The organism is Allomuricauda ruestringensis DSM 13258 (assembly GCF_000224085.1).
In the GTDB taxonomy this organism is placed as follows: Bacteria; Bacteroidota; Bacteroidia; order Flavobacteriales; family Flavobacteriaceae; genus Flagellimonas; species Flagellimonas ruestringensis.
This window is the reverse complement of the sequence record NC_015945.1, coordinates 2,403,558-2,428,283: the sequence shown is the minus strand read 5'-3', so window position 1 is coordinate 2,428,283 and position 24,726 is coordinate 2,403,558. Positions and strand designations below refer to the sequence as shown.

Below are 24,726 nucleotides of genomic sequence, written 5' to 3'. Positions count from 1 at the left end.
TAACAATTACAAAATCCCTTACAAGAAGGTTCTAATTTCATTAACAGATTTTTTTAGTTGGAGATAGATGCCAGAAATTGCTACATTAGTGCAAAACCAAACCAAACATGAAGTACACTACCGAAATTGTTGTTGATGTCCCAAGGGAAGAATTCATCAAAAAGATGGACGAGCCCGAAAACATGAGGCATTGGCAAAGAGGTCTTGTCAACTATGAACAACTATCCCAAAACCCAGGACAGGAAGGTGCCCAAATGAGCCTCAGTTACAAAATGGGCAAACGGGAAATTACTATGGTAGAGACCATCATCAAAAGAAACCTTCCCGAAGAACTGCACACCATTTACGACACCAAAGGTGTGCACAACATCCAAAAAAATTATTTTAAGGAAGAAGGGGATAAAACACGTTGGATTTCCGAGTCTGAATTCCAATTTTCGGGATTTGGCATGAAACTTATGGGCCTTTTAATGCCTGGGGCGTTTAAAAAACAATCCCTAAAATACATGCAAGATTTTAAATCCTTTGCCGAAACTGGCAAATCCGTAACCGACTCATAAAACCATGGAAAAGCTTTTGGACAGAAAAATCAAGATTATTTGGGACTTTAGAGGCCCCAATGCGGCCCATGTTGCCGAGCACTATTTAAAACACCTCAAAGAATTCGTAGAGGCAGAGGAATTAAAACATGACCTTTCCGGAGTAGAACATTATAGTCCCACCCACAGTATTGCTTTTTTGGTCGTGGCCGAATTTGAATTAAAGGAGGCAAGGGAAATTCTGAAACCCCACAGGGGCCAGGTATATTCAGGAGAAATTTAATCTTTTTTTCATGAGATCCAGACTTGGGATATTGAGTTTGCTTGTATTGGGAACCTCCTGCTCCAAAAATTTACCTACCGACCCTTTAATTCAAGTGCTTTCTTCCGAGAATGCCAAAATTAGCAGGGTAATGGACAATCTGGAGGCACATGAAGTCCAAATAAGATACACCCAAATAGACCGAAGGAACGACAGCATCATTTTTACAGATTACGATTTTCAGGTTGACAAAAGCAACTATTTTTATCCTGCAAGCACGGTTAAATTCCCCGCAGCGGTGGCCACTCTGGAAAAACTCAACGAACTTGACTCACTTTCCCTAAACACCCAGTTTTTTGTTGAAGGTGATTCCGTAAACACAACATTCGCAAAGGCCATTTCAGAAATTTTTGCCGTCTCGGACAATGCCGCCAACAACCGATTGATAGAGTTTTTAGGGCAAGACGACTTGAATGAAAGGATACAAAGGGGAGGCGTTTCGCCCATTCGAATAACCCATCGTTTATCTACGGACAATGCTGATGACGTAACCACAAAACCATTGGTTTTTTACCTAAACGATTCCACTACCTCATTGAGTAAACCCATTATAAATTCGCCCATAAAACCACTTGTACTGAATAGGGTTAAAAAAGGAAAAGGTTTTATTTCGGATGAATCTTTGCAAATGGGACCTTTTGATTTTTCGTTGAAAAACTACTATCCCATCGAGGCGCAAACCGCGCTTTTAAAACGCATCATCTTTCCTGAAGCATTCCCAAGGGAACAACGTTTTAACCTAAGTGAAAGCCAACAAGAGTTTGTGTTGGCTGCCATGCACACGCTTCCGCCCCAATTAGGTTATGACCCCGATGAATTTTATGACAGCTATGTAAAGTTTTTTATGTTTGGCGATAGCACCGAGCCCATGCCCAAACACATTAAAATATACAATAAAGTAGGATACGCCTATGGCACCCTAACGGATTGCGCCTATATCAAGGACACCAAAAACAATGTTGATTTTATGCTCACGGCAACGATATTGGTCAATAGTGACGGTATTTTTAATGATGATGCCTACGAATACGACGAAGTAGGGATACCATTTTTGGCACAATTGGGCCGGGAACTTTACGAGTATGAGCTAAGTCGGAAACGTTGATTGGAAAAATTCACCCCTCTTTGAGCCTTAAAAAAAAGTGGGACATTGACCCAAGAATCAGATTCTTTTCGGCAATATCCCACTTTCGGGACTAGAATCCATAAAAATCAAGAAACCTCATCCAACCATTTCTGGTTGCATGTTCCAATTTTCGTTACCCAAGAGTACTTGGTCAAAATCTATATCTTCAATCGGTTTTAAGGTTTGGCTTGCTGCATCCCATTCTATTTTCCTTCCCAATTTCCAGGACAAACCTGCCATGTGGGCAGAAATAGCCTCATCAAAACCTTCTTTGATGCCACAGCTTACGTTTCCACCGTTTTTAATAACACTTAACCATTCCCTCATGTGCAAAAAGGTAGAATCTACACGAACCCCATCAATATAAGTCCACATTAGGCCTTTATCGGCAAAGTACTGCGATGTAGCCGATGATACGGCATCTGTTGCATTCGCTGCCGGGTCATATTGATAGATAGGTACGTCAGGCCTCATTTTTTCCATTTTCAGCATATCGGCATATCGGGTAGACGCCCCATCGGGCCAAACCGTTAATCTATTGCCCAGTTCCATAGTGGCATCGTGCCCCATTAAAATGGTAGGTCTGTTAAACCCATTGCCCAAAGTTGCACTGTAGCAGAAGGTCATTCCTTTTTCCTTGCCCTTGGTTTGACTGCTTCCTGTACTGAAATCGGGAAACTCCATGTTCACTTGGATCACATCGGGAACATTTCGGCCATCATTATGAGTATAAATTCCACCTGAAGCACTTACCGAAGCAGGAATCCCCATATTGAGGACGCAGTTCAAGCGGTCGTAATCGTGGGTCAACAAATCTCCAGAGAGGCCAGAACCATAGGCCCACCATTTACGCCATCTAAAAAAATGATTTTTGTTGAACGGCACCTTCGGTGCCGACCCCAAGAATTGTTCCCAATCAATGGTTTCGGGACTGGCTTTTTCGTGAATATCGTAGTTCCAAGCTCCGTTGTCGTCGTTCCTGTTTGTGTTTGTCTGGATCAAGGACACATGCCCTAGCGTTCCTTTTTCCACAATGTCGCGGGCAGTGCCAAAACTCAAGGTTTGCCGATGCTGGTGTCCTACCGCAAAAATTGCATCGGATTTCTCTGCAGCCTCGCGCAAGGCATAGGTCTCACCAACGGTATGTGTCATGGGCTTTTCTACATACACATGCACATTATTGTTCAATGCTTCGATGGACATGGGGGCATGCCAGTGGTCTGGCGTGGCAATTACCACGGCATCCACATCGCCGCTTTGGATCATATCCTTGTAGGTCAAATATCTTTTTATTTGGTTATCATCCGTAGAAAATGAATTGATAAATTGTTCAGCTCGCACATCGAACACATCACAAATACCCACCAGTTTTACATTAAGTGTTTCTTGTGCTTCAAAATCTTCCAATCTTTTGTTGTTCGGGTCTTCTTCGGCTTCCAAACGCATTTCTTCTTTCCATTCGTCCGTGGCAAAGCCCAATGCCCTGGTCAGTTGTTCCCCTCGGATACCAAAACCGATTACTCCGATTCGAACCGGATCTCCCCCGATTCCGGGAACTGCATTTGGCAATGATGGTTTTATATTGAGTTGTTCCAATATTTCCGAGCGTTTATTTCTCGACCCGACGGAGGTCGCCGCTCCTGCCCACCATACAGCTCCGAGTATGGGCAGGCCTCCCAATCCTAGTAAAAGGTCTCTTCTAGTCCATTTCATTGTTCCTGAGTTTTAAGTTTGTTTTTTCTAAGGTAATCGAGGCCAAAATATGCGCCCGTAGGTAGTTGATAGATTACGATGCATGCCACCAGTTCAATCAAGTTTTTATTGATCAACCAGTAGTTTCCCTCTGCGTTCATTTGTGTTAAACCGGGAAATGGCGGATGGGCCAAGAAATACAATGCCAGCAGACCAATGCCCACAATGGCCCCGATTCTTTCAAAAATTCCAAGGGTAAAGGTGACCCCGACTACCATAAGGGCAATAATGTTCAAAGTATCCACCCAACCTATGGTTGCATCGCCGATCAACATGGTAAAAAACCACTCAAAAGGTCCTTGCGCGGTTGCCAAATACCCAAACGATGTCCATTCGGGATTGTACATCTTCACCACACCTTCAAATAAAAAGTGCCACCCTATAAAAATGCGAAGCAGGGCAACACTTGTTTTTAGCTTATTTTGATTTTGGTTCATAGTTATATAGTTAATTGCAAATAATCGTTGCTTCTTAAATGTTTTAGAAATCAAGAATTGGGATATGACACATCTGACCTTCTTTTATTTTGAAATACTAAAAGTACCTAACACCACCACCAAATACCATGACGAATGTCATTTTCAAGGGTTGATCATATTGTCTCTGTTTATATACATCAAAATCGTGACTTTTAATAAGTGGCTGGCAACAAAAGAAAGCATGTTGGGACGACACAACAAGCTACGCATGGCATGGCATGTGCATTAAAAAATTATACACCTGATGATAAGAAGAAGAGTATTGCCCTAAGTAAAACCCTTAGGCTGGTTCACCGAACAAATCGTAGTCAGATGCGTCCGTAATCTTGATGTTCACAAAGTCGCCGATTTTTACGTAGTGTTTTGTGGCATCGATAAGCACTTCGTTGTCCACATCGGGGGAATCAAATTCCGTACGGCCCACAAAATGGTTCCCCTCTTTTCTATCGATGATACAACGGAAGGTTTCCCCGATTTTCTCTTGGTTGAGCTCCCAAGAAATTTGGGATTGGATTTCCATGATAATATTGGCGCGCTCTTGTTTTACCTCTTCGGGAACATCGTCCTCCAAATTGTAGGCGTGGGTATTCTCCTCATGACTGTAAGTGAAGCAACCCAAACGCTCAAAGCGCATTTCTTGCACCCATTTCTTCAAGGTCTCAAAGTCTTCCTCTGTTTCTCCTGGGTAGCCAACGATCAATGTGGTTCTAATGGCCATTTTGGGTACGGCTTCCCTAAAGTCTCTCAGCAACTTGGTTGTCTTGGCCTGCGTGGTACCGCGACGCATACTTTTGAGTATGGCATCCGCTATGTGCTGAAGCGGGATATCGATATAGTTACAGATTTTAGGTTCGTTGCGCATCACTTCCAAAACATCCATCGGGAAACCCGTAGGGAATGCATAATGCAAACGAATCCATTCAATCCCTTCGACTTTGGCCAATGCTCGAAGCAATTCTGCCAAGTTTCTTTTCTTGTAAAGATCAAGACCGTAGTAGGTAAGGTCTTGGGCTATCAAAATAAGTTCTTTTACGCCGTTTGCGGCCAACTTTTCAGCCTCGGCCACCAAATCTTCAATAGGTGTGCTCCTGTGCTTGCCTCGCATTAATGGAATGGCACAAAACGAACAAGGTCGATCACAACCTTCGGCAATTTTAAGATAGGCGTAGTTCTTTGGTGTAGTTGTCAAACGCTCGCCGATCAACTCGTGCTTGTAATCGGCACCCAATGCTTTCAATAAATTGGGAAGATCGCTTGTCCCGAAATATTCATCCACATTTGGAATTTCTTTCTCTAAATCTGGTTTGTAACGCTCGCTCAAACAACCCGTTACAAAAACCTTGTCCACATCGCCAGCTTCCTTGCGCTGTACATAGTCCAAAATGGTGTTGACACTTTCTTCCTTGGCATTTGCAATAAATCCACAGGTATTGATCACCACAACATTGCCTTCCTCCTCGTGGGCCACCTCTTTATTGTTGGCACGCAGTTGTCCCATCAACACTTCGGAATCGTAGACATTCTTGCTACAACCCAAGGTTACCACATTGATTTTATTTTTTTTGAGCGATTTTGTGCGCATAGTTCCTTAAAATGGAGTGCAAAAATACAATAACACAAAGCATTACAATCACTTTAGTGTATAATTTTAGAGGTAGTAACTCTTGTAGTAATTAGATAAAAGCAATACGAAGCTTTTTACTCCTGATAGCCCTCTGGTATTTTTCGAGCTTTGGTCAACGCTTCAAAGGCTTTTCCTATACGCAATAAATGGGCTTCGGAAAAAGGTTTCCCGATAAAGGTCAAGCTTTCCGGCTCGCCATCGGTTTTGTATCCCATGGGAACGGTCAAGGCTGGATACTCAGCTACGGCCGCATAACCGGCGTGGTAGTTGTTGATGCTCAACACGGCATCAAGCTGCTCTTCTTCCATTATGTTGAAGAAGGCTCTTCCCGATGCTTTTAAGTCTTTTTTTATTTTTTCAAACTGTGCTGACGTGGTCGAATCAGCCAAAATACCGTCAAAACGAGCTTGACCATAAGGTATTCTTACCAAGGAATCTTTATTGTTGAACGTTACTACATCCTCAACGGACTCCACTTTTACGGCATCCCTATCTTTCACCTCAGCGTTCAAATAAGCAGTTAAATCCTGTTCCATATCCAAATTCAATAGGGTTGTGAAGCCTTCCAAAGGAATATTTTCGGATTCAAATTCAACGATTTGAGCACCTGCCTCTCGTAGGGCCTCTACATTGGCAGCGTAAATCGAATCTCTTTCTACAAGGCTCGTCATCACACCAAGTCGAATTTGTTGAAGAGGTTCAGGGTTCATCCAAGCGGATAAAATCCCAGGTTCCGCACTAACTGATTTATAATCTGCTTCGTCCTCGCCCAACATCGCATCCAGGAGAATGGCGTTATCGGTTACATTTTTGGTCATGGGACCGGGGGTATCCAAGGTACTAGAAATAGGTACGATTCCCGTCCTGCTCAAAAGACCAATAGTCGGTTTTAATCCCACTACGGAACTCTGGCTAGATGGCGAAAGTATGCTCCCTGAAGTTTCTGTTCCTACAGCACCTACGGCATAATTGGCCGCTGTGGATGTTCCACTGCCCGCACTGGAACCTCCCGTATCAAAAACCCTTCTTCCGTAGGGGTTCAAGGTTTGTCCGCCTATGGCGCTTTGACCATTGGGACAACCATCACATAGAAAATTGGCCCACTCGCTAAGGTTTACCTTACCCAAAATAAGAGCGCCCTTCTGTTTTAAGCGCTTTACGATAAAAGCATCATCAGTCTGGTTTTCCTTTAGTGCGATGGCACCAGCCGTTGTCTTCATTTCAGCAGTCCCAATATTATCTTTCAATAAAATGGGCATACCATAAATGGGATGATGCGCCTCCTTGCTTTCATCCAATTGACGGGCTTCTTCCAGCACATTGGGATTCAATGCAATTACCGTGTTGAGGGTGGTGGTGTTGGGCAGTTCGTATGTATAAATTCGGTGTAGGTAGAACAATACCAAATCTTCGTAGGTAAAAGTTCCCTCATCAATATGGTTTTGGATGGTTGGAATATCCTGTTCCAAGACCAAAGGTTTCATCCTTTCGTATTGCGCTTCGGTGAACTGGGATACTTCATCATACAGGGGCAAAAACACCGCATTCTTGTCCAGCACTTTACTTTGGATGAACTTGTAACGCATCCTCTTGTTCTCGTGCTCTGCATTGGCAGCAACCTCAGCGGAATCGTTATAGGGTGTCCAAAGAACAACTTCTTCCCTGGGTTCTGCATTTTTGTCTTTACAGGAGGTGAATCCGATGAGTAAAAAAGCACACAGGAAATATCTGAGCATAATTTTTATAATTTAAAGAATGAATCCACAAACTCGAATTTGTTGAATACCTGTAAATCCTCGATGCCCTCACCCACTCCGATGTATTTTACGGGAATCTGGAATTGGTCGGAAATACCGATAACAACACCACCTTTAGCGGTTCCATCCAACTTGGTGACGGCCAAACTGGTCACTTCGGTAGCCTTGGTAAATTGTTTGGCCTGTTCAAATGCGTTCTGCCCCGTAGAACCATCGAGTACCAAAAGTACTTCGTGGGGCGCGTCGGGAACTACTTTTTGCATCACTCGCTTAACCTTGGATAGTTCGTTCATTAAATTCACTTTGTTGTGCAAACGGCCTGCGGTATCCACCAAAACCACGTCTGCATTTTCTGCCACCGCCGAACTCAAGGTATCAAATGCCACGGAAGCGGGGTCGCTGCCCATTTTTTGCTTCACGATAGGGACATCTACCCGTTTTGCCCATACTTCCAATTGGTCAATGGCGGCAGCACGGAAGGTGTCGGCTGCTCCCAGCACCACTTTCATCCCTTTACTTTTAAACTTATGGGCCAATTTACCAATGGTGGTTGTTTTACCCACACCATTTACACCTACCACCATAATTACGTAGGGCTTTTTATCTTTAGGGACAGTAATTTCGGTATCCTCCCCTGAATTTGTTTCAGAAAGCAAACCTGCAATTTCTTCACGTAAGATAGTGTTGAGTTCGTCGGTGCCCATGTACTTATCCCGTGACACTCGTTCTTCAATACGATCAATGATTTTAAGGGTGGTGTTCACGCCCACATCGGAAGTTACCAAGATTTCTTCCAGACTATCAAGTACCTCATCATCAACTTTGGATTTGCCCGCTACGGCCTTTCCTAATTTACCGAAAAAAGTGGTTTTGGATTTTTCGAGCCCCTTGTCCAAGGTCTCTTTTTTATCCTTTGAAAATATATTTTTGAATAGACTCATCCTGTGTTCTTTGCTAATGGTCAAAGATAGGAAAGTAAGGGGAGTTTTGTTAATACAAAATTTGATCGGGACGGATTACGCTTATGATTGTAGTCGAAGTTAGTAAAATACAAAGTCATAAAAATAAAAAAGCCGCTAAAAAGCGGCTTCTATATTGTGCAAGGAAGTTTTCCTTATTTGCTGTTCAACCAGTCATTTACCATTTCTGGTGGCATTACAGACTCTACAAAAGTGTAAGCCCCAGTTTTTGGAGATTTAACCATTTTGATGGCCTTTGTCAATCTTTTGGATGATGACTGAAGCGTTGCTACTGTTTTCTTTGCCATGGCTTATGTTTTTCTGCCTTTTACTTTGTAAAAAGCTATTACTTAATTTCTTTATGAACCGTCATACGCTTAAGGATAGGGTTGAATTTTTTGATTTCCATCCTATCTGGCGTGTTCTTTTTGTTCTTTGTGGTAATGTATCTAGAAGTACCTGGCATACCAGATTCTTTGTGCTCTGTACACTCTAAAATTACCTGAACCCTATTTCCTTTCTTTGCCATTGTATTGTACTTATAATGCTTTTACAACTTACTTTTTGGAATTGATTTCCTTCAAGACAGCAGAGATTCCTTTTTTGTTGATGATTTTCAACCCACGGGCAGAAACGTTCAAGGTTATCCAACGATCTTCCTCTGGAATATAAAATCTCTTCTTGGAGATATTCGCATCGAACCTCCTTTTGGTCTTATTGATAGAAAAGGAAACGTTGTTTCCAAACATCACCTTTTTTCCTGTTACTTCACAAACTTTAGACATCTCCCTAACTATTTGAGTGATTTTATTGAGGCTGCAAATTTATACCATTTTAATGGGACGTACAAAATTCTTTTTCAGAAATTTAAAATTTCTTTGTACAAGAGTTCAAAAGCCTTGTTTACAGACTTTTTCACGACCCTTTCCCGATGCTTGCCCATCACGAATTTTTGGGCAAAAGTAGCCTTTGGCGTACTTATACCTATATATACCGTTCCCACCTCGGCATCGGAATCACCTTTGGTGGGTCCCGCGTTACCTGTAGTGGCAATCGCAAAATCGGTTTCCAACTTTTTCTTCACATTATTGGCCATGGCTACGGCAACTTCTTCGCTGACCACGGAATGTTTGTCTATAAGCTCTTGTGGCACGTCCAACAATTTCACTTTCATCTCGGTGGCATAGCACACTATACTTCCCTTAAAATAATTGGATGCTCCCGGCACCGCCGTAATTCTTTCTGCAATACTGCCGCCCGTAAAACTTTCGGCGGTGGCCAAGCTCATTTTTTTATCGGTCAATAAAGTACCGATCTGTTTCTCCACTCTTCCATCTTCCTCCTCTTCACCATAAATTATGTCGCCAATCAAAGGATACAACTTTTTAACCTGTTCCTCTATACCGGCCATTAATGCTTCTTTATCTGTTCCTTTAGCTGAAAGCCGTAACCTTACGCTCCCAAGGTTGGGCAAGTAGGCAAACTTTATAAAAGATGGTAGATTATTCTCCCAATCCTCCAGTTTTTCCGCCACGGCACTCTCTCCCATACCATAGGTCATAATGGTTTTATGAACTATATGGGGGCGTTCGTAATCTTCAATAATTTTGGGCAATACGGATTTGATGATCAGATTTCTCATCTCGTAAGGAACGCCCGGAAGTGAAGCATAGGCAGTTTTTCCTTTTTTCATCCATAATCCAGGGGCGGTGCCAAATTCGTTGTGCAACACCGTAGCATTGGATGGAACCATGGCTTGCTCCCTATTCAAATCAGAAATAGGGGTGGTGATATATTTTCTGAAGAGTTCTTCAATATGACCCAAAACCGAATCGTCCCGAACAAGTTCGTCCTCAAAGAACTCACAAAGAGCATGCTTGGTCACGTCATCTTTTGTGGGGCCCAACCCCCCCGTAATGATGACCACCGAAGAGCGTTCCCCTGCTTCTTTTAGAGATTTAAGTATATGCTCCCTATCGTCTTGCACGGAAGTAATTTGATAGACCGAGACTCCAATTTTGTTCAGCTCTTTGGAAATAAACGCTGAATTGGAATCTACAATCTGCCCAATGAGAATTTCGTCCCCAATGGTGATTATCTCGGCTTGCATCTATAAATTAAAGTCGTTTTTTAGTTCGGCGACCACTTGGAGTACATCTTTTTTAAGGATAGGAAATTTTTCTTCAATCTCCTCCATACTACCTGTAGTTTTGCCCAAGGTCTCTATTTCGAGTGCCTTGGCCCTTGTTTGCTCCATGCCCAAAATATCCACGTTGGGTTTAATTTTGTGCGCTAGCTTGTATATGTTTTCGTAGTCCTTACAGCTGATCGCCTTTTCAAGGCTTTCCAAATCTTCTGGGACTTCTTCCAAAAACACAGAAATTACAGAGGTAATGAAATCCTCATCACCATCAGCCATTTCATTTATTTTATCGAGGTTGTAAATCATTATTTTACATTAATATCAAACAGTTGCTCACCTTCCAATGTACCGACAAGGTAGTCATTTGGGCTTACTTTACCAACACCGGCAGGCGTACCGGTAAAGATAATGTCGCCCTTTTTTAGCATAAAATAAGTAGATACATACGCTATAATTTCATCTATCTTCCACAGCATCAAAGAGGTATTCCCTTCTTGCATTTTTTCTCCATTTTTTGACAGTGAAAAATTTAGATTGTCCAAATCTTTAAATTTATTTTTGGACAACCACTTGCCAACCACGGCCGCTCCATCAAATCCTTTGGCCTTTTCCCAGGGCAATCCTTTGGATTTTAATTTGGATTGAAGGTCTCTTGCCGTAAAATCTATGCCCAACCCTATTTCATCATAATACTTGTGTGCAAAAGCTTTGGATATATGTTTTCCCACTTTTTTGATTTTCACCAAGACCTCTACTTCATAATGTACATCTTGAGAAAACTCGGGGATATAAAAATCTTGTTCTTTGGGCAAAATGGCAGAATCGGGTTTTATAAAAACCACCGGTTCATCCGGACGCTCGTTATTTAATTCATCGATATGATCAACATAATTACGTCCTATACAAATCAGCTTCATAATCTGTTATGGGGTTAACGCTTCTTATCTTAAAATTTATTGTTGAGCTTGCTCAACTTTATTTGGGTAAGTACTTTTTTGGTGTACAACGGGAAATCGGCATTCAGAATCCAACCAAAATAACCGGGCTCTTTTTCCATGACCTCGTCCACTGTTTTCCCTTTGTGTTTTCCGAAGGAAAAAATAGGGTTCTCCTCTTCATCCAATCCAATAAAACCGGCAAAATCGAGATTTTGCCTTCTGGTGGTGAACTCTGACAGCTTTTTTATATCATTTTCAAGTTCCGGATACCGTTCCAACTGTGCCAACAATACTTCATAGGTTGCTAGGGTATCAGCTTCGGCACTATGGGCGTCGTCCAAATTCTTATCACAATAGAATTTATAAGCCGCTTCCAAAGTTCGCTTTTCCATTTTATGGAAAATGGTCTGCACATCTACTGAGACCATACTCTTCATATCAAAATCCACGTCGGCCCGAAGCATTTCCTCCGCCAACAGGGGAATATCAAACCTGTCGGAGTTGAAACCCGCCAAATCACTATCGCGAATCATGGCATAGATATCTTTGGACAATTGCTTAAAAGTAGGTTCGTTAGCAACCTTTTCATCGGAAATTCCATGAATGGCCTCAGATTCTGCAGGAATTGGCATTTCTGGGTTCACCAACCATGTCTTGCTTTCCTTGTTTCCATTGGGAAAAACCTTTAGGATGGATATTTCAACTATTCTGTCTTTTGCAACGTTGGTTCCCGTGGTCTCCAAATCGAAAAAGCAGATAGGTTTGGTCAATTGTAATTGCATGTGGGACTTTTTAAATAAAATTCACTGGGCTTCTAAATTAAGAATAGTGAAAAGAATATGAACGGTTTTCCGTTATATTTCCCTGTTTATGTCCCAAGCTTCCAAATAATCGGCCACGGCTTTAACGAACATTCCGCCCAATGCGCCGTTTACCACGCGGTGATCGTAACTGTGCGATAGGTACATTTTACTTCGGATACCGATATATTCTCCTTGATCGGTTTCTATGACCGATGGCATTTTTCTAATGGCCCCCAACGCAAGGATTCCCACTTGTGGTTGATTGATGATCGGCGTTCCGAATACGCTTCCGAAGGAACCGACATTGGTTACCGTGTATGTACCATCTTTTACCTCGTCGGGCTTTAACTGATTATTTCTCGCTCTACTGGCAAGGTCGTTCACTGTTTTAGCCATGCCTACCAAGTTCAATTGATCGGCATTTTTAATCACGGGAACTATTAAATTACCATCGGGCAGGGCTGCTGCCATACCTAAGTTGATGTTTTTCTTTTTAATGACCTTGTCCCCATCCAACGATATGTTCATCAACGGATACTTTTTCAAGGCCATGGCCACAGCTTCCATAAATATGGGTGTAAAGGTCAATTTTTCACCTTCTCGCTGTTGGAAAGCATTCTTCACCTTGTTTCTCCAGTTCACCACATTGGTCACATCCACTTCCACAAAACTTTGTACATGTGCCGATGTAGATACACTCTCGATCATGTGATGGGCGATCAATTTGCCCATTCGAGTCAGCGGAATCACCTCATCCCCTGCTCCCACTTGAACTTTGGATTCTTTTGGTTTATCCGCAACCGTTTCTTTTGGTGCTATGGGTGTGGATGCTTTTTCAGTCTTGACCTCTTGCTGTGGTGCTGCTTCTACTTTGGTTTCGTTTCCATTGGAACGGTTTTCCAAATAGGCCATGATATCATTTTTTGTGACCCTGCCTTTTTTTCCCGTTCCTACAATGGCTTCCAATTCGTCCATGGAAACATTTTCTTCCTTGGCAATATTCTTCACCAAAGGTGAATAGAATCGTTCCGAACTTGAAAAATCGGGCGCTGGGGCGGAAACAGACTCTTTCACTCCCGCCATTTGGGCTTCCAATTCCCTCGCTGGTACTTCTGCTGGTTCCTCTACCATTTCTTCATCGGAGCTGTCATCCGCTACATGATCAACTTCACCTTCTATTTGGATTACGGCGACCACTTCACCAACTTTTATGACATCATCTACATTGAACCGCTTTTCCAACAATACTCCATCTACTTCACTGGGAACTTCGGAATCCACTTTATCGGTGGCAATTTCAAAGATGGCCTCGTCCATCTCAATGGTATCGCCCACTTCCTTCAACCAGTTGGTCAAGGTAGCTTCTGCGACACTTTCTCCCATTTGCGGTAATTTCAATTCAAATTTTGACATATTCGTATTTATCAAAGTGATTTTGATTTGTATTTTACAAAAATACTAAAGAAATCGACTTATTTTTGATTTATATTCATTAATTCGCTTTTATAGAGCTTTCAAAAGGCACTCTATTGATGATACTTCTTCCCAAAGTTACCTCATCCGCATATTCCAATTCATCCCCGACCGAGATACCTCTGGCAATCGTGGAAGTTGTAACCTCCAGTCCGTCCAATTGTTTATAAATATAAAAATTAGTGGTATCGCCTTCCATGGTGGAACTCAGGGCCAAAATCAATTCTTTTACAACTCCATTCTTCACCTTATTGACCAACGATGCTATATTTAGGTCTTGGGGACCCACGCCTTCCATGGGGGATATTTTACCTCCCAGTACATGGTACAATCCATTGTACTGCGATGTATTCTCAATGGCCATTACATCCCTAATGTCCTCCACCACACAAACGATGGTTTCATCCCGTTTGGGATTGGCGCAAATTTCGCACAGTTCGGTATCGGAAATATTGTGGCAGTTTTTACAAAAATTGACCTCGCTCTTCAATTTTAGCAGGGCATGTGCCAACAGTTCGGTCCTTTCTTCGGGCTGTTTTAGCAGGTGCAATACCAGCCGTAATGCCGTTCGCTTACCGATTCCCGGCAATTGCGACATTTCGTAAACTGCATTTTCCAATAGCTTCGATGAAAATTCCATAGCATCAATTCTACTACAAAATTACGATTTTACTGTTACCAATTTACTTTCGTACTTTGCAAATCAAATTGCAAATATGTCAGCCACACAAATTCTGTTGCTTATAGGTGCCTATTTCTTGGTGCTCATCCTTATCTCATACTTTACTGGTAAAAACGATTCCAACGCCGATTTTTTTAAGGCCGGTAAGCAATCCCCATGGTACGTTGTTGCCTTTGGTATGGTGGGTGCTTCGCTATCGGGTGTAACCTTTATATCGGTTCCCGGATGGGTGGGAGATAGCCAATTGACCTATATGCAAGTGGTTCTTGGATATCTTTTTGGCTATTTTGTAGTGGCATTTATATTGTTGCCCCTGTATTACAAGCTGAACCTCACCTCTATTTACGAGTATTTGCTTGATCGTTTTGGAAAAGTAAGCCACCGCACCGGAGCCTTTTTCTTTTTTATATCCCGGGTTTTGGGTGCCGCTTTTAGATTGTACTTGGTCGCCATTGTTTTGCAGCAATTTGTTTTTGATGACCTTGGGGTTCGTTTCGAGTTTACGGTGGTCATTTCTATTTTATTGATTTGGCTCTACACAAACAAAGGGGGAATAAAAACCATTGTTTGGACCGATACCTTGCAGACACTTTTTATGATTTTGGCCGTAATCCTTTCCATTGTAATGATAAACAAGGAATTGGGATGGAGTTTTGGTGAGTTCTTGGCTTCGGAAGAATTAAAGAATTACAATGACTTTTTAATAACGGATAGTTTTTTGAACAAAAGTTATTTTATTAAATCCTTTGTAGGGGGAATGTTCGTGACTATTTGCATGACGGGCCTAGATCAGGATATGATGCAAAAAAACCTCACCTGCAAATCCTTGAAAGATGCCCAAAAGAACATGGTTTCTTTCAGTTTTGTACTGGTAGGCGTCACATTTTTATTTATGCTATTGGGCGCCTTGCTTTTTATCTATGCAAAAAGGGAGGGCATTGGAATTCCTTTGATGGACGGTACTCCTAAAACCGACTTGTTATTCCCTGAAATTGCCCTAAATGGCGGTTTGGGATTGGCCTTGGCCATTACTTTTATGCTTGGATTGATTGCCGCCGCTTATAGTAGTGCTGACAGTGCACTTACTTCCCTGACCACATCTTTTTGTGTGGACTTTTTAAATGTTGAAGAAAAAGAGGATAAAGAGCAAAAGCGTATCAGAAAACGCACCCATATTGTAATGAGCGTAGTATTGGTGATTGTTATTATCGCCTTTAAATACATCCTTAGCAGCAATGTTATTGATAGTCTGCTTACTGTAGCCGGTTATACCTACGGCCCTTTATTGGGTCTTTTTGCCTTTGGCATCTTAACCAAGCATAAGATCAAGGATAGTTATGTTTGGATAGTTGCACTAGCTTCGGTGGGCACCATAGTTTTGGTTGCCAGTGTACCCGCAGATTATTTGGGCGGGTATCAAGTTGGCTATGAATTGTTACCACTCAACGGTTTATTGACATTTATCGGTCTTTGGCTCATCAGGACCAAGAAATCTGAACCTAAAACTAGTATTGCCCAGTAGCGAGCAACACCAAAGTACAGGAAACCTCCACGGCTATCCCAGCATTTTCAAGGATTTTGTAGAACTCGGGGTTTTCGGTGCCCGGATTAAAAATCACCCGTTTTGGTTTAAGGTCCACTACCTGTTGATAATATTCCTTTTGGTTTTTGGGGCTTAAATATAAAGTTACGGTATCAATATTTTGAAAATCAACCAAGTTGTCTTTAATTTGCACTCCAGATACAGTTCCCCCACGTATCCCAAATGCGGTTGTTTCAATATTATTGTCAACCAGCCTACGAATTGCTGTGTTGCTGTATCTTCCTGGGTTTGTAGAAGCCCCTACGACAAGTGTTTTTGACATTTGTTAATTTTTGTGTTAAACTTTAATATAGACTGTAACTTTTAAAAGGAAAACTCGTCTATTATTCATATATTATATTGTCATTGGTAAGACTGTATTTTTATAGTTAATGGTTAGTGTTTAGTATAGCTTATCAATGTATAACCCCGGTATTTTTGCCGGGGTTTCTTCTTTTATAGACTTGCCACAATTGACCCTACAATCCAGAATACCTTACAAAAATGGGCAAAGCCACCATATTTTATGTTAAGGAATGTTAAAATAATTTTCTTCTGTAACATTCTTCAGTATCGAGCGTCTTAAAAGTAACATCAATCAATCGAATCATCAATCAAAAAACGAACAACTCATGAGACATGTGAGCATTCTTTTTGCACTATTCTTGTGCACTGTATTTCCTTCAATTTCTTTAGCAAACGACCCCGGCACGGCTTTAGGCTCCGTTAACGGAAAGGTTGTGGACAACATTTCCAACCAACCGGTAGCTTATGCAGCAGTGGTCATCAAATCCGAAGATGGCACCGAGACCATTACCGGTAGCATTACTACCGAAGAGGGTGAGTTTGAAATTAAAAAGCTCCCCGACGGTACTTTTACTTTTGAAGTACAGTTTATCGGCTACAAAACCTACTCCCAAAAACTAGAGATAGCCAAAGGAAAACGGAACCTGAACTTGGGAACCGTAACCTTGGAGGAAGAGACCAAGGAACTGGAAGGCGTTGAGGTGGTGGCCGAACGAACCACCATAGAACAACGTGTGGACCGAAAGGTAATCAATGTAGGAAAAGACCTTACGACCGCAGGTGCTTCGGCATCGGATATTATGAACAACATTCCGTCCGTAAATGTGGATTCCCAAACTGGCGATATTACGCTACGTGGAAATTCCAATGTGCGGGTCATGGTCGATGGAAAGTTGTCCAACGTGCCCGTAGCACAATTGCTCAAGCAAATTCCGTCCACATCCATAAAATCCATAGAACTGATCACCAATCCGTCTGCCAAGTATAATCCCGAAGGGATGAGCGGCATCATCAATATTGTTTTGCACAAGAATGCAAATATTGGCTTCAACGGAAATGTGAACATGGGTCTTACCAAAGGTATCGAGGCCAAATTCAATAGCTCTATCGATTTGAACTACCGCAATGGAAAATTCAACTTTTATGGAAATTACGGAAACAATATCGGTAAATGGGTCAACGACGGAAGCATTCTTCGAATCAGGGAAAACTCCCGTCAAAAGTTTGACTTCTTCAATAACAACAAATCCCATCTCTATAAAGTGGGGGTCGATTTCTATCTGAATGACAAAAACACCATATCCTTCTTTACCAATCAAAATATTTATGAAGGAGAAGGAGATGGTAAAACTCAGGTTTCGTATTTCAACAATCCATCCAGAAATGTGACCCAATTGTTCTTTGACGACTCCAACAACCGTAGCGAGCAATACAATTTTGACTATAAACTGGACTTTAACAAGGAAGGGCACAACATAGAGCTGGAAGTGGACCACAACCAGTTTGAAAGCGAACAAGATGCCGATTTTAGCTCCATAGGAGCATCTACCTATCCGGATTATATGGATTTTGTGGATACTGAACGTACCCAAACAACGGCCAATTTAGATTACGTGAATCCGCTGGACAGTATTTCCAAGTTGGAAGTGGGATTGCAATCCAGAAATTTTGAGACCAAGGTGGATTATTCCTCCACGGGTCAAACTTTCAATTCCGAAGGAAACTTGGTGCCGACACCATCCACCAAATTTGTATACGACATGGATATCTATTCCGCTTACGCCACTTTTGGACAGTCCTATGAGAAATGGTCCTATCAAATGGGTGTTCGAGTAGAGGATGTGCAGGTAAAAGCGGATACCAATGCGGTACGTTCCTTCACTGACAAGTATACCGAAATATATCCCTCCGCATTCGTTACCTACAAACCTAACGAAAAAGACCAGATACAAATTAGTTATAGCAGACGTGTGGACAGACCGGGACTGCAACAAGTAAACCCAATTCGAGAGTTTGCCACCCCTTTGATATCTTCCTTTGGTAACCCAAATTTGGTTCCCCAGTTTACAAGCTCTTATGAAGCCAATTACACCAAAAGAATCAAAAATGGTAGTGTTACGGGCGGTGTTTTTTACAGAAGTATTTCCGACGAAATCAATAGGGCCATTTATATCGACCGTTTGGATCTAAACAAGACCATCCTGACTTTTGACAACTTTGATAAAACCTCCGCCTACGGGGTAGAGTTATCCACAAACTACAAGCCCATTAAATGGTGGAACATTAACGGCAGTTTTGACCTTTTTTCGCAGACGCAAAGAGGTATTACGGAAACGTTGAATTCCACGGACCCCAACCCAAGCGAGGACGATATTGTTGAAGAAAGAGTGGAGGTCGACAACACGGCTTGGAACCTTAGGATGAACAATAGCTTCACCGTAACCAAAAAATTGACGCTGCAAGCTTTTGGTTTTTACCGCGGACGAAACAAAAGCATACAGTTTGATGCACAACCCATGTATTTTGTGAATTTGGGCGCACGCTACAGCTTTGCCGAAGGCAAAGGCACCCTTAGCTTTAACTACAACGATATTTTCAACACAATGCGCTTCGCCTTTGAAGGTGATTATCCCTATGCGCAAGAAGGTGCTTTTAACTGGGAGAGCAATAATGTATATGTTGGACTATCGTACCGATTTGGAAGTGGAAAAAACCGTGCTAAGTCACGTAAAAGAAGGGATAGCAACACCAAACAAGGCGGTGGTGGAATCTTATAAAATGTATTGATGCCTCATATTGAGTGTTGGTTGGTTATCTTGTGGGGGCATTGATCAAAAACCCCGATCCTAAAGGATCGGGGTTTTATTTTATACTTATTTTTTATTGTAACGATATCGTCTACCACCGAATAATCACGCTGCCCCAAGTAAAGCCACTACCAAAGGCGGCAAGCACTACCAAATCTCCTTCTTTGATTTTTTCAGCTTCCCATGCCTCTGTTAAAGCAATGGGTATGGATGCGGCCGTGGTGTTTCCGTATTTCATAATGTTGTTGTACACTTGGTCGTCCTTCAACCCAAATTTCTTTTGGATGAATTGTGAAATCCGCAAGTTGGCCTGATGCGGAATCAGCATATCAATATCTGTTGGAGATAAATTATTCTTGCTTAAACCCTCCATAATTACCTCACTAAAGCGGACCACAGCATTTTTAAACACAAATTGCCCGTTCATATAAGGGTAATACGAAGTATCCTCGGGGTCTGCATCTGCAATAATATCGTTCACCCATCTTTTGCCCATTCCGGGCGCAATCAAGGAAAGTTCTTCGGCATGTTGCCCTTCGGAATGTAAATGGGTGGAAAGAATTCCTTTTGAAGCATCTTCTTCGCGGGTCAATACGGCAGCTCCTGCACCATCTCCAAAAATTACGGATACGCCCCTACCTCTTGTTGTCATATCCAAACCATGAGAATGTAGTTCGGAACCGATAACAAGTACATTTTTGTACATACCACTTTTTATGTATTGATCAGCAACGGAAATTCCGTAGACAAAACCAGAACATTGGTTTCGAACATCGAGTGCCCCTATAGTTCTTTTTAATCCCAAATCGCGTTGTACCAAAACCCCGGGGCCAGGAAAGTAATAATCGGGGCTCAGTGTGGCAAAAACAATGAAATCTATTTCATCCTTATCAATGCCGGCACGTTCAATTGCTTTTTTGGCCGCTTTTACCCCCATGGATGTGGTGGTATCGGTACCTTTTACAACATGGCGCCTTTCCTTTATACCGGTCCGTTCTTGAATCCATTCGTCATTCGTGTCCATCACTTTGGACAAATCGTCGTTAGTGACCACATTTTCAGGGACGTAAAATCCCAATCCTGATATTCTTGAGTTATACATTATAAAGTGCTTAATATTGAATCTTTAAAAAATCCTTGGCTAATTAATGGAAAAGTAAAAAATATATCCCAAGAACTGGATATTTATTAAGGAAATTAGTTCATATACTTTTCAAAATGGTTCACCTCTACCTTGGCCCTTAAATCGTGCAACAAGTTATAAAGTCCAAAAAACGTGCGATTTATGTACAAAAAGTGTTTGGAACCACGATTTCCGTTCATTTTTCGAATTTGTTCATCTTTAGAATACCGTTCGCTAAGGTTCGCAATCTTGGCCCAAAAACCTTCATGGCCAAAATCAAATGTTTCTCTATGAAAGGGTGAGGTAAAAATGGTGAGCATTTCTTTGAACAAGGCCTTAAAAAATTGCAGTTCTTCTTCAGAATCGGTGGATGTCAGGATTTCCAGTTCGTACAGTTTCTCCATAAACACCTCATCATTATTGATGTTTTCCTCTTTGGCCAGTTCAAAATAAGGCACATAGAATTCTTCAGGTATTTCTTTTATGCAACCAAAATCAATGGCAATCAAACTGCCTTCGGAGCTCACCAAAAAGTTTCCCGGATGTGGGTCGGCATGTACCCTTCTCAATTTATGGATTTGGAACATATAAAAATCCCAAAGAGCCTGCCCTAATTTGTTGCCCAAATCGGCATCGAAATCAGTTTGGGTAAATTCCCCCAAATGGATTCCTTCCATCCAATCCATGGTCAAGATGCGCTCACTGGATAGCTCTCGGTAGTATTTTGGAAACTGCATGTTCGGAATAACCGTGCAAGCGGTGGTAATTTCATCACTTTGCTCCAGTTCCAAAATATAGTTGGTCTCTTCCACTAATTTGTGCTCTACTTCCTTGAAATATTTTTCGGAATCCTTCCCTTTTAAATTGAACATTTTAATGGCCACTGGCTTTACCAAGGCCAAATCGCTGCTAATGCTTTCGGCAACTCCTGGATATTGAATTTTTACTGCCAGTTTTTTACCATCCTTGTTGGCACGGTGCACCTGTCCTATGCTAGCTGCGTTGACGGAGTCCTTTTCAAACCCATCAAAAACATCCTCTGGATACTTCCCCAAATACTTTTTGAAAGTTTTACGAACCAAGGGAGCGGACAACGGCGGAACCGAAAATTGGGACAGGGAGAATTTTTCCACGTAGGCACGGGGAAGCAAGTTCTTTTCCATACTGAGCATTTGTGCCACCTTTAGGGCACTTCCCTTCAAACTCTTTAGGCCATCATAAATATCCTCTGCATTGTCTTGATTCAATGTATCACGGTTGGTCTGTGGGTCGACCAGTTTTTTGCCATAGTATTTAACGTAATTGCCGCCTATCTTAACGCCAGTTTTGACGAGTTTTCCAGCTCGTTCTATTTTTCCAGTGGGAATGGTATCCAATCTTTTCATGGGTCTTATACAAATTTTTCCTTGTAGAGGAATTTTCCAAAGTCCACTATTTTTTCCAGTGGCGTACTTTCAAATATTTGAAAAATGGTGGTTACTGACTTTTCGATGGCGATGTCCGTTTTTTCCAAGCCAGGGGAACCGTCTTCCATCCAGAATTTTAAAATGAACAAAAACTGCAACCAAGCACCTTCCGAGAACAGCGGTGCATTATATTTAAGGACTTTGAAGTTTCTTTCCTCGTTTCGCTCTTCAATAAGTGTGGACGCAAAATCTTTGAATTTTTTCCGTAATTCTTTTAATTGGCCCAATCCTTCCAAGGAGTACTTGTTTTCTTTCATTATAAATAGCACATAACTCCTGTTCAAGGTCAAATTCTCAAAAAAGGTGAAGAAAAAAGTAAGCATCTTCTCCTCATTTGTCATGGAAGCATATTGTTTATTCTTCTGCATTACTCCGTAACTGTTGTCAAAAAATTTGTTCCAAATGGATTGCTTAAGCGATTCAAACGAGCCAAATAATCCATAAAACTCCTCTTCTTTTATTTTATGCTCTTTACAGAATTTGAATACTGAGCTTGGCACCTTTTCGTGTTCCAGTACAGAGTCCATGAACAAGCTTATAATTTTATCTTCGGTAATCTTGGATTTACTAGTATTTGCCATTTTGGTATTTTTTTGAAAGATTAAAAAATGGCGAGGTCGCACAATCAAACTTTTAAAGAAAATGCACTTTCGTTCGAAAGTGCATTTTCACAACCTAACCAATAAATAAACAAACTTGTTATAGTGTTACTGTTACTAGTTCATAGCAATTCTTACCCTATAACTCTGTAAATATACAATTTTTGTTTAATCTTTTTGCATTAAAAATAAACAAAATTATGTTAAAATTCATCTATTGACATTAACATGGTAGTTAAATGTCAGTTTGTCATATTTAACGTTCTGGTATTTTTTTTGACTGGAAAAGGGGGTAAAGAAGAATAAAAAACAAAACGATGGCTACAGGTAAAATCAATGTTTCAGTAGAGAACATTTTTCCTTTGATCAAAAAATTTCTGTATAGTGACCACGAAATTTTCTTGAGGGAACTTATTTCCAATGCTACAGATGCAACCTTAAAACTAAAGCACCTTACATCCATTGGGGAAACGAAAGTGGAATACGGGAACCCTATAATCGAGGTTAAGGTGGACAAGGACAACAAACGCATCCATATTATAGACCAAGGTATTGGTATGACCGAGGAGGAAGTGAAAAAGTACATTAACGAAGTGGCTTTTTCCGGCGCCGAGGAATTTTTGGACAAATACAAGGATGCCGGTAAAGATGCTGGTATCATTGGGCATTTTGGTCTTGGTTTCTATTCCGCCTTTATGGTTGCGGAGAAAGTGGAAATCATTACAAAAAGTCACCAAAAAGCACCTGCGGTGCATTGGAGCTGTGACGGATCTCCCGAATTTTCCATTGAACCTAGCAACAAGACAGAAAGAGGTACCGAGATTATACTTCACATAGCTGAGGATTCCACAGAATTTTTGGAAGATGCGAGAATCCGTGAACTTTTGACCAAATACAACAAGTTCATGCCCATTCCAATCAAATTTGGAACAAAAACGGAAACCCTTCCCAAACCAGAAGGTGCCAAAGAAGAAGAACCGGCGCCTACCAAAGAGGTAGATGACATCATCAACAACCCAAACCCAGCGTGGACCAAGCAACCTACGGATTTAAAGGAGGAAGATTACAAAAGCTTTTATAGGGAGTTGTACCCCATGCAATTCGAGGAACCCTTGTTCCATATTCACTTGAACGTGGATTATCCGTTCAACTTAACGGGTATCCTATATTTCCCAAAGTTGACGAACGACCTTAGCATACAAAAGGATAAAATTCAGTTGTACCAGAACCAAGTGTTCGTTACCGATAATGTGGAAGGCATTGTTCCTGAATTCTTGACGATGTTAAAAGGTGTAATCGATTCTCCCGACATTCCTTTGAACGTATCCAGGTCCTATTTACAGGCTGATGGTGCGGTGAAGAAAATTTCTTCCTACATCACCAGAAAAGTGGCCGATAAATTGACTTCGCTCTTTAAAAACAACCGCGAGGATTTTGAACAGAAGTGGAACGACATTAAAGTGGTGATAGAGTACGGGATGCTTTCCGAAGATAAATTCTTTGACAAGGCGGATAAGTTTGCGCTTTACCCATCGGTTGATGGCGACTTCTACACTTTCGAAGAATTGGAAGCCAAAATTAAGGACAACCAAACCGATAAGGATGATAAATTGGTGGTGTTGTATGCTTCCAACAAAGAAGCGCAACATAGTTATATTGAAGCGGCCAAGAAAAAGGGATACGAAGTGCTCCTATTGGATTCCCCAATTGTACCGCACTTGATGCAAAAATTGGAAACTTCTAAAGAAGACCTATCGTTTGTTAGGGTAGATGCCGATCATGTGGACAACCTCATCAAAAAAGAGGACACGGCCATTTCCAAATTGTCCGATGAAGAAAAAGACCGCCTCAAGGCGGATTTGGAAAAAGTAGTTTCCGATAAGGGGTATACTATTCAAATGGAGGCCATGGAAAGTAGTGCATCGCCCTTCATTATTACCGAGCCAGAGTTTATGCGTAGAATGAAGGAAATGCAACAAACTGGCGGCGGCGGTATGTTCGGTATGGGCAATATGCCGGATATGTACAATCTTATCGTAAACACCAATCACGAGTTGGTCAGCGAGATCTTGAATACCAAGACCGCAAAAAAACGGGAAAGGTTGATCAATCAATCTTTGGATTTGGCTCGCCTCTCCAAAGGTTTGCTAAAAGGCGAAGAGCTTACCAATTTTATTGCGAGAAGCTATGATATGATTAAATAAATTCAAAAAAATATATACGGTAAAGGCAGGCCTTATGGTCTG

The 24,726-nt window shown here is 41.5% G+C and carries 24 protein-coding genes; 6 read left to right on the top strand and 18 right to left on the bottom strand.

The genetic code is table 11. The annotated features are described in order from the left end of the window. The first annotated feature begins 107 nt into the window (after positions 1-107). Genes MURRU_RS10950 through MURRU_RS10940 form a run of 3 tightly spaced genes read left to right on the top strand, consistent with a single transcriptional unit; the run spans position 108 to position 1,966 of the window. Positions 108-560 carry an SRPBCC family protein gene (locus MURRU_RS10950; RefSeq protein ID WP_014033536.1) on the top strand — a complete coding sequence of 151 codons (453 nt, stop codon included), beginning with the start codon at positions 108-110 and terminating at the stop codon, positions 558-560. A gap of 4 nt (positions 561-564) precedes the next feature. Next, positions 565-822, top strand: a complete 258-nt coding sequence (locus tag MURRU_RS10945; RefSeq protein ID WP_014033535.1) for a hypothetical protein — start codon at positions 565-567, stop codon at positions 820-822. A gap of 10 nt (positions 823-832) precedes the next feature. Beyond that, positions 833-1,966, top strand: a complete 1,134-nt coding sequence (locus tag MURRU_RS10940) for a serine hydrolase (protein WP_014033534.1) — start codon at positions 833-835, stop codon at positions 1,964-1,966. Between the two features lie 117 nt (positions 1,967-2,083). On the opposite strand, the gene MURRU_RS10935 is transcribed toward MURRU_RS10940, so the two are convergent. The 14 genes from MURRU_RS10935 to recR all read right to left on the bottom strand — a co-directional run bounded on the left by MURRU_RS10935 (position 2,084) and on the right by recR (position 14,555). Beyond that, entirely contained in the window at positions 2,084-3,700 is a 1,617-nt protein-coding gene (locus MURRU_RS10935; protein ID WP_014033533.1) for a Gfo/Idh/MocA family protein, read from the bottom strand. Continuing rightward, a complete protein-coding gene (locus MURRU_RS10930) occupies positions 3,697-4,176 on the bottom strand; it encodes a DoxX family protein (protein WP_014033532.1) in 480 nt (159 codons plus the stop codon). Before MURRU_RS10930 ends, MURRU_RS10935 begins: the two co-directional genes overlap by 4 nt. A gap of 322 nt (positions 4,177-4,498) precedes the next feature. Continuing rightward, positions 4,499-5,800, bottom strand: coding sequence for a 30S ribosomal protein S12 methylthiotransferase RimO (rimO, locus tag MURRU_RS10925; protein WP_014033530.1), 1,302 nt, complete (start codon positions 5,798-5,800; stop codon positions 4,499-4,501). A 116-nt stretch (positions 5,801-5,916) separates the two neighbouring features. After that, on the bottom strand, positions 5,917-7,578 hold the full coding sequence (locus MURRU_RS10920; protein WP_014033529.1) for an amidase family protein: 1,662 nt from the start codon (positions 7,576-7,578) through the stop codon (positions 5,917-5,919). Positions 7,579-7,583: 5 nt separating this feature from the next. Next, a complete protein-coding gene (gene ftsY, locus MURRU_RS10915) occupies positions 7,584-8,540 on the bottom strand; it encodes a signal recognition particle-docking protein FtsY (protein WP_014033528.1) in 957 nt (318 codons plus the stop codon). A 173-nt stretch (positions 8,541-8,713) separates the two neighbouring features. Further along, a complete protein-coding gene (locus tag MURRU_RS17625; protein WP_014033527.1) occupies positions 8,714-8,866 on the bottom strand; it encodes a DUF4295 domain-containing protein in 153 nt (50 codons plus the stop codon). A gap of 38 nt (positions 8,867-8,904) precedes the next feature. Further along, on the bottom strand, positions 8,905-9,087 hold the full coding sequence (rpmG, locus tag MURRU_RS10910; protein WP_014033526.1) for a 50S ribosomal protein L33: 183 nt from the start codon (positions 9,085-9,087) through the stop codon (positions 8,905-8,907). Between the two features lie 28 nt (positions 9,088-9,115). After that, complete coding sequence (rpmB, locus tag MURRU_RS10905) at positions 9,116-9,343, bottom strand: 50S ribosomal protein L28 (protein WP_014033525.1); 228 nt, start codon at positions 9,341-9,343, stop codon at positions 9,116-9,118. Positions 9,344-9,417: 74 nt separating this feature from the next. Continuing rightward, positions 9,418-10,668: a competence/damage-inducible protein A gene (locus MURRU_RS10900; protein ID WP_014033524.1), complete on the bottom strand. Its 1,251-nt coding sequence runs from the start codon at positions 10,666-10,668 to the stop codon at positions 9,418-9,420. Further along, the gene (locus tag MURRU_RS10895) at positions 10,669-11,007 is read right to left on the bottom strand and encodes an Hpt domain-containing protein (protein ID WP_014033523.1); all 339 of its coding nucleotides are present in this window, start codon (positions 11,005-11,007) and stop codon (positions 10,669-10,671) included. After that, entirely contained in the window at positions 11,007-11,618 is a 612-nt protein-coding gene (locus tag MURRU_RS10890) for a fumarylacetoacetate hydrolase family protein (protein WP_014033522.1), read from the bottom strand. The genes MURRU_RS10895 and MURRU_RS10890 overlap by 1 nt, the downstream gene beginning before the upstream one ends. Before the next feature lie 29 nt (positions 11,619-11,647). Next, the gene (locus tag MURRU_RS10885) at positions 11,648-12,421 is read right to left on the bottom strand and encodes a 3'-5' exonuclease (protein WP_014033521.1); all 774 of its coding nucleotides are present in this window, start codon (positions 12,419-12,421) and stop codon (positions 11,648-11,650) included. 72 nt (positions 12,422-12,493) lie between these two features. Next, the gene (locus tag MURRU_RS10880; protein WP_014033520.1) at positions 12,494-13,855 is read right to left on the bottom strand and encodes a dihydrolipoamide acetyltransferase family protein; all 1,362 of its coding nucleotides are present in this window, start codon (positions 13,853-13,855) and stop codon (positions 12,494-12,496) included. A 79-nt stretch (positions 13,856-13,934) separates the two neighbouring features. Further along, the gene (recR, locus tag MURRU_RS10875; protein ID WP_014033519.1) at positions 13,935-14,555 is read right to left on the bottom strand and encodes a recombination mediator RecR; all 621 of its coding nucleotides are present in this window, start codon (positions 14,553-14,555) and stop codon (positions 13,935-13,937) included. 76 nt (positions 14,556-14,631) lie between these two features. Here recR and MURRU_RS10870 point away from each other — a divergent pair, with 76 nt between their 5' ends. Then, positions 14,632-16,119, top strand: a complete 1,488-nt coding sequence (locus MURRU_RS10870) for a sodium:solute symporter (RefSeq protein ID WP_014033518.1) — start codon at positions 14,632-14,634, stop codon at positions 16,117-16,119. Here the strand turns inward: MURRU_RS10870 and MURRU_RS10865 are convergent. After that, on the bottom strand, positions 16,103-16,462 hold the full coding sequence (locus tag MURRU_RS10865; RefSeq protein ID WP_014033517.1) for a CoA-binding protein: 360 nt from the start codon (positions 16,460-16,462) through the stop codon (positions 16,103-16,105). The genes MURRU_RS10870 and MURRU_RS10865 overlap by 17 nt on opposite strands. Before the next feature lie 349 nt (positions 16,463-16,811). Here MURRU_RS10865 and MURRU_RS10860 point away from each other — a divergent pair, with 349 nt between their 5' ends. Continuing rightward, positions 16,812-19,262, top strand: a complete 2,451-nt coding sequence (locus MURRU_RS10860) for a TonB-dependent receptor (protein WP_014033516.1) — start codon at positions 16,812-16,814, stop codon at positions 19,260-19,262. A 121-nt stretch (positions 19,263-19,383) separates the two neighbouring features. Here the strand turns inward: MURRU_RS10860 and MURRU_RS10855 are convergent, their stop codons facing one another. From MURRU_RS10855 to MURRU_RS10845, 3 genes are all read right to left on the bottom strand, one after another. Continuing rightward, on the bottom strand, positions 19,384-20,394 hold the full coding sequence (locus MURRU_RS10855) for a 3-oxoacyl-ACP synthase III family protein (protein ID WP_014033515.1): 1,011 nt from the start codon (positions 20,392-20,394) through the stop codon (positions 19,384-19,386). A 95-nt stretch (positions 20,395-20,489) separates the two neighbouring features. After that, positions 20,490-21,800 carry an ABC1 kinase family protein gene (locus MURRU_RS10850; RefSeq protein ID WP_014033514.1) on the bottom strand — a complete coding sequence of 437 codons (1,311 nt, stop codon included), beginning with the start codon at positions 21,798-21,800 and terminating at the stop codon, positions 20,490-20,492. A 5-nt stretch (positions 21,801-21,805) separates the two neighbouring features. Further along, the gene (locus MURRU_RS10845; protein ID WP_014033513.1) at positions 21,806-22,462 is read right to left on the bottom strand and encodes a TetR family transcriptional regulator C-terminal domain-containing protein; all 657 of its coding nucleotides are present in this window, start codon (positions 22,460-22,462) and stop codon (positions 21,806-21,808) included. Between the two features lie 335 nt (positions 22,463-22,797). Here MURRU_RS10845 and htpG point away from each other — a divergent pair, with 335 nt between their 5' ends. Further along, positions 22,798-24,684, top strand: a complete 1,887-nt coding sequence (gene htpG, locus MURRU_RS10840) for a molecular chaperone HtpG (protein WP_014033512.1) — start codon at positions 22,798-22,800, stop codon at positions 24,682-24,684. The last annotated feature ends 42 nt before the right edge of the window (positions 24,685-24,726 follow it).

What these genes read in the sequence shown, in the direction of transcription:
- MURRU_RS10950 (WP_014033536.1), top strand. Translation starts at nt 108, where the DNA reads ATGAAGTACACTACCGAAATTGTTGTTGATGTCCCAAGGGAAGAATTC.
- MURRU_RS10945 (WP_014033535.1), top strand. Translation starts at nt 565, where the DNA reads ATGGAAAAGCTTTTGGACAGAAAAATCAAGATTATTTGGGACTTTAGA.
- MURRU_RS10940 (WP_014033534.1), top strand. Translation starts at nt 833, where the DNA reads ATGAGATCCAGACTTGGGATATTGAGTTTGCTTGTATTGGGAACCTCC.
- MURRU_RS10935 (WP_014033533.1), bottom strand. Translation starts at nt 3,700, where the DNA reads ATGAAATGGACTAGAAGAGACCTTTTACTAGGATTGGGAGGCCTGCCC.
- MURRU_RS10930 (WP_014033532.1), bottom strand. Translation starts at nt 4,176, where the DNA reads ATGAACCAAAATCAAAATAAGCTAAAAACAAGTGTTGCCCTGCTTCGC.
- rimO (WP_014033530.1), bottom strand. Translation starts at nt 5,800, where the DNA reads ATGCGCACAAAATCGCTCAAAAAAAATAAAATCAATGTGGTAACCTTG.
- MURRU_RS10920 (WP_014033529.1), bottom strand. Translation starts at nt 7,578, where the DNA reads ATGCTCAGATATTTCCTGTGTGCTTTTTTACTCATCGGATTCACCTCC.
- ftsY (WP_014033528.1), bottom strand. Translation starts at nt 8,540, where the DNA reads ATGAGTCTATTCAAAAATATATTTTCAAAGGATAAAAAAGAGACCTTG.
- MURRU_RS17625 (WP_014033527.1), bottom strand. Translation starts at nt 8,866, where the DNA reads ATGGCAAAGAAAACAGTAGCAACGCTTCAGTCATCATCCAAAAGATTG.
- rpmG (WP_014033526.1), bottom strand. Translation starts at nt 9,087, where the DNA reads ATGGCAAAGAAAGGAAATAGGGTTCAGGTAATTTTAGAGTGTACAGAG.
- rpmB (WP_014033525.1), bottom strand. Translation starts at nt 9,343, where the DNA reads ATGTCTAAAGTTTGTGAAGTAACAGGAAAAAAGGTGATGTTTGGAAAC.
- MURRU_RS10900 (WP_014033524.1), bottom strand. Translation starts at nt 10,668, where the DNA reads ATGCAAGCCGAGATAATCACCATTGGGGACGAAATTCTCATTGGGCAG.
- MURRU_RS10895 (WP_014033523.1), bottom strand. Translation starts at nt 11,007, where the DNA reads ATGATTTACAACCTCGATAAAATAAATGAAATGGCTGATGGTGATGAG.
- MURRU_RS10890 (WP_014033522.1), bottom strand. Translation starts at nt 11,618, where the DNA reads ATGAAGCTGATTTGTATAGGACGTAATTATGTTGATCATATCGATGAA.
- MURRU_RS10885 (WP_014033521.1), bottom strand. Translation starts at nt 12,421, where the DNA reads ATGCAATTACAATTGACCAAACCTATCTGCTTTTTCGATTTGGAGACC.
- MURRU_RS10880 (WP_014033520.1), bottom strand. Translation starts at nt 13,855, where the DNA reads ATGTCAAAATTTGAATTGAAATTACCGCAAATGGGAGAAAGTGTCGCA.
- recR (WP_014033519.1), bottom strand. Translation starts at nt 14,555, where the DNA reads ATGGAATTTTCATCGAAGCTATTGGAAAATGCAGTTTACGAAATGTCG.
- MURRU_RS10870 (WP_014033518.1), top strand. Translation starts at nt 14,632, where the DNA reads ATGTCAGCCACACAAATTCTGTTGCTTATAGGTGCCTATTTCTTGGTG.
- MURRU_RS10865 (WP_014033517.1), bottom strand. Translation starts at nt 16,462, where the DNA reads ATGTCAAAAACACTTGTCGTAGGGGCTTCTACAAACCCAGGAAGATAC.
- MURRU_RS10860 (WP_014033516.1), top strand. Translation starts at nt 16,812, where the DNA reads ATGAGACATGTGAGCATTCTTTTTGCACTATTCTTGTGCACTGTATTT.
- MURRU_RS10855 (WP_014033515.1), bottom strand. Translation starts at nt 20,394, where the DNA reads ATGTATAACTCAAGAATATCAGGATTGGGATTTTACGTCCCTGAAAAT.
- MURRU_RS10850 (WP_014033514.1), bottom strand. Translation starts at nt 21,800, where the DNA reads ATGAAAAGATTGGATACCATTCCCACTGGAAAAATAGAACGAGCTGGA.
- MURRU_RS10845 (WP_014033513.1), bottom strand. Translation starts at nt 22,462, where the DNA reads ATGGCAAATACTAGTAAATCCAAGATTACCGAAGATAAAATTATAAGC.
- htpG (WP_014033512.1), top strand. Translation starts at nt 22,798, where the DNA reads ATGGCTACAGGTAAAATCAATGTTTCAGTAGAGAACATTTTTCCTTTG.